The organism is Thermococcus sp. PK, from assembly GCF_000430485.1.
GTDB lineage: Archaea > Methanobacteriota_B > Thermococci > Thermococcales > Thermococcaceae > Thermococcus_A > Thermococcus_A bergensis.
The window spans coordinates 210389-214231 of record NZ_KE387145.1; the positions used below are offsets into that span (position 1 = coordinate 210389).

5 protein-coding genes and 2 pseudogenes are annotated in these 3843 nt (G+C 42.4%); 3 read left to right on the forward strand and 4 right to left on the reverse strand.

Features of this window, described 5'->3' with window-relative positions; all coding sequences use genetic code 11:
- Positions 1-662, reverse strand: a pseudogene (locus tag THEPK_RS01180) (IS6 family transposase); the annotation flags it as partial.
- A 129-nt stretch (positions 663-791) separates the two neighbouring features.
- Here THEPK_RS01180 and THEPK_RS01185 point away from each other — a divergent pair.
- Both THEPK_RS01185 and dnaG read left to right on the forward strand, forming a co-directional pair.
- Positions 792-1188 (forward strand): annotated as a pseudogene (locus THEPK_RS01185) (toprim domain-containing protein); the annotation flags it as partial.
- 6 nt (positions 1189-1194) lie between these two features.
- The gene (gene dnaG / locus THEPK_RS01190) at positions 1195-2607 is read left to right on the forward strand and encodes a DNA primase DnaG (protein WP_042697278.1); all 1413 of its coding nucleotides are present in this window, start codon (positions 1195-1197) and stop codon (positions 2605-2607) included.
- Between the two features lie 76 nt (positions 2608-2683).
- On the opposite strand, the gene THEPK_RS01195 is transcribed toward dnaG, so the two are convergent.
- From THEPK_RS01195 to rpl7ae, 3 genes are all read right to left on the reverse strand, one after another.
- Positions 2684-2884: a 50S ribosomal protein L24e gene (locus THEPK_RS01195; RefSeq protein ID WP_042697281.1), complete on the reverse strand. Its 201-nt coding sequence runs from the start codon at positions 2882-2884 to the stop codon at positions 2684-2686.
- Between the two features lie 5 nt (positions 2885-2889).
- Positions 2890-3102 carry a 30S ribosomal protein S28e gene (locus tag THEPK_RS01200; protein ID WP_042697284.1) on the reverse strand — a complete coding sequence of 71 codons (213 nt, stop codon included), beginning with the start codon at positions 3100-3102 and terminating at the stop codon, positions 2890-2892.
- Between the two features lie 69 nt (positions 3103-3171).
- A complete protein-coding gene (gene rpl7ae, locus THEPK_RS01205; RefSeq protein WP_042697287.1) occupies positions 3172-3543 on the reverse strand; it encodes a 50S ribosomal protein L7Ae in 372 nt (123 codons plus the stop codon).
- A gap of 86 nt (positions 3544-3629) precedes the next feature.
- On the opposite strand from rpl7ae, the gene THEPK_RS12860 reads away from it, so the two are divergent.
- Positions 3630-3794 carry a hypothetical protein gene (locus tag THEPK_RS12860; protein WP_156882092.1) on the forward strand — a complete coding sequence of 55 codons (165 nt, stop codon included), beginning with the start codon at positions 3630-3632 and terminating at the stop codon, positions 3792-3794.
- Positions 3795-3843 lie beyond the last annotated feature (49 nt).

Consider the following 3843-nt stretch of genomic DNA (forward strand, 5'->3'; position numbering starts at 1 on the left):
CATCACCCGGAGGCCTATCAAACCTAGAATGAATTCTGACAAAATTATACCAGAAGGCAAACAGAAAAACAAACCTATGAACCCTCCTCCAGTCCTCACTCCTGAAATTATTCCAGAAACGCTTCGTCCTCTCCTTCAACGTCCTAAACCAACGCTCAACACTGTTCCTCGGCCCAAAAGTCACATGCAGATAACCCAACCCCAGACTCTTAAAAGCAGACTTATACCAGCTAGCCCTGTCAACCAGAAAGACGGGCTGCCCTTCACAGGACTTCAAAACAACCAGGATGAAATCCCTGGCAACCCACCAGTTTCTAACAGTTGTAATCCAGACTGCTAAAACTTCCTTGCTCTCAACGTCAATTGCAGCCCAGAGGTATCTTTTCTTCCCGTTGATTTTTATTACTGTTTCGTCAACTGCGATGAAGTTCCGCTGTTTTTTGACTGCGAGGATTTTTGGCTTGTAAACTGCTTCTGCGAGTTTTTGGACTGCCTCCCAGACTGTTACGTGACTGATTTTGAGGATTCTGGCGGTTTGCCGGTAACTGAGGCCTCGCAGGTATAATTCTACTCCCCTGATTTTCTTTTTTCGTGGGATTTTGCTTGCGACGAAAGGGCTTTAAGACTGACACCACCCAGTAAATAATGGTTTCAGACTTCATGTTCCCCCTTCTTTTTCTAAAGTACTGCCAGTAACTTAAACCTGACACCCCACAGCTTATCCTAACAGTATCATTTTCACTTCCCAAAACTTTATAATACTATCGAACTCTCATCATCATGACGGCAATATGTACGCCGAAAATTATAAAAGATTCGAACAAATTATAGACAAATTGCGAGAGTTTGAAGGTGTTATCCTCGTAGAGGGGATGCGAGACGAGGTGGCCTTACGAAAATTGGGGGTCGAAACGGAGATAATTAGGCTTTCCCGCTTACCACTGGCGGAGATTGCTCTAATAGCCTCTCACTATCATGATGTCATGATATTAACAGATTTCGACAGAAAGGGTGAAGAGCTCGCAAAAAAACTAACCCGATATTTGGAAGGGTATAAGTGCAAAGTAGATACAGAAACACGAAGAGAGCTCAAGAAAATAGCAAAAAAAGACATCAAGGGCATTGAGGACCTTTACTCTCTCTACATCCGGGTTAAGGATCTCCGTTTCTGACCCCCACAAGGAGGGGTATGGATTGAAGAGAAGAAATACTACAATCCAGCAAATTTTGATTGAAAAGCAAAGAATGTTAAAAAAGAAAGAAGCAGAAGAAGGTGATAACATGGCTGCAAAGGATGATTTTGGAACAACAAAATATGTAATCCACGCAGAGTTTGAAGCAAACGGAATTGTTGAAAGGCCTGATGTTGTGGGTGCTATTTTTGGACAGACTGAAGGTTTGCTTGGAGATGATTTGGATTTAAGAGAACTTCAAAAAACTGGAAGAATTGGAAGGATTAAGGTTGATGTTCACACAAGAGCTGGAAAAAGTTATGGAACAATAACAATACCCTCCAGCCTGGATAGAGTAGAAACAGCAATACTGGCAGCTGCTCTAGAAACAATAGACCGTATAGGACCCTCTGAGGCCAGGATTAGGGTAATAAGAATCGAGGATGTCAGGGCAACAAAGAGAAAATACATCATAGAGAGAGCCAAAGAGATACTTGAGACCCTTATGGAGGAAGAAATTCCAGAAACACAAGAGATTACTGAAGAAGTTAAAAAGGAAGTTAGGGCTAAGGAGCTTATTGAATATGGTCCAGAGAAACTTCCGGCTGGCCCACACGTGCCGTTTTCAGATTCGATAATCGTTGTTGAAGGAAGGGCGGATGTGCTTAACCTTCTAAAACATGGAATCAAAAACGCCATAGCCGTTGAAGGAACTTCAGTGCCGGAGACGATAATAAAACTCAGCAAAGAGAGAATCGTAACCGCATTTACCGATGGAGATAGGGGAGGAGAGCTCATACTTAAGGAACTCCTTCAAGTTGCAGACATTGACTATGTTGCCAGAGCTCCAGAAGGAAAAGAGGTCGAGGAGCTGACAAAGAAAGAGATAATCAAGTCTTTAAGGAGCAAAGTTCCAGCTGAGCAGGTTATAAATGAGCTCTTTGCTAAAGGGAAGAGCTTCTACGAGATTGTTAAGGAGAGAGAACAACAAAAGGCCAGCCACCCACAGCCCATAGAACCAAAGATAGAAGAGCCCAAGAGAGAGAAAGTCGCTGAGTCCCAAAAAGAAGCCACAAGCGGACCAAAAGTCGAAGTAAAGCCCCCAACAAGAGAAGAAAAGTTCGTAAAGCCAATACAACCTCCCAAAGCTCCAGAACTTGATGAATTCAAAGATTTGATCGAAAAAGTGAAAAAGGACCCCACAGCCATTCTCTTAGATGAAAATAAGAACATAATCGCAGAGATACCAGTGAGAGACCTGCTTACCTCCATAAACGACAAAGAAAACGTATACGCGATAATATTCAATGGAATCATAACCCAGAGACTGATAGACATAGTGAACGAGAAGGGAATCAAGTACCTAATAGGCGCAAGAAAGAGCAATGTGGTTAGAAGACCTGTTGATCTCAAAATAATAACCTTCGCAGAATGAAAACTTCTTTTCTCTTTTTAATATTTGAAAACTTTCAATCAAAAAACTTCTGATTGGTATTAAAAAAATAAAAAAGTCACTTCTTAGCTCTCTGGAGCTTTGCTTCTTCAAAAGCCTTTGTCCATTTGAGCTTTCTTGGGTTTCTACCCATAAAGAAGTACTTTTCGCATTTCCTTGAGCAGAAGAAATAAACTCTTCCATCGTTTCTGACGTACATCTTTCCCGTTCCTGGCTCGAATTCCTTTCCGCAGTATGAGCAGACATTCCACCTTGCCATTCACATCACCTTCTTGCTTTGATCTCTCTTGCTTCTCTTTCTGTCTCTCTGAGGATAACTATGTCGCCAATTCTAACTGGCCCCTTAACGTTTCTTCTAATTACTCTACCCTTGTCCATTCCTTCAAGAACGCGAACCTTTACTTGAGTGACCTCACCGGTAACTCCGGTTCTTCCTACAATTTCGATGACCTCTGCAGGGTATCCATCATCTGCCATGTCTCACACCTCTAGTTCAATTATAATAATGAAAGCTCGCACATCCTAATGAAAGTGAGGAAAGGGAGCTCACTTGGCGAGCTCCCTTACTTTCATGGCGATTTCCTCAACGAGTTCGCGAGCCTTACCAGGCTCGATTATAGCAACGCTTGCAGCTGGAACTTCAATACCAGCAGCAGCACCAAGTTCTTTTTTGCTTGGAACATAAATGTATGGGATTTCTTTCTCCTCACAGAGGGGTGGCAAGTGAGCAACGATTTCCTCTGGGTCGACGTCCTCTGCGATTACAACGAGCTTTGCCTGGCCCCTCTCAACAGCTTTTGTTGTCTCGTTTGTACCCTTTCTAATTTTTCCGGTGTCTCTTGCAATCTCAACTGCTTCAAGAGCTTTCTCGGCGAGTTCCTTTGGAACCTCAAACTTTACGTAACTTGGCTTTGCCATTTCACATCCCTCCACAATTCATCGTTCATCGAGTCATCAAGTTAGGGAAGGACGCTTGCTTTTTAAATCTTTCCTTTTAAAAGGGCGTGTTTATAGTAACCTTTATTAGGGTTTTTGCTGAATTCTTTCGGGTGGTTGTCGTGATCCCCAGATGGGATCACAGACTCAAAGACCCTGAAAGAATTCAGCAAAACCCTAATAAAGGTTACTATAAACACGCCCATTCATATGAAAATTTTTATAAATGCTAATTTTCTTAGACCTTCCGGTGAGTATCCATGAAAGTTAGAGAACTCATTG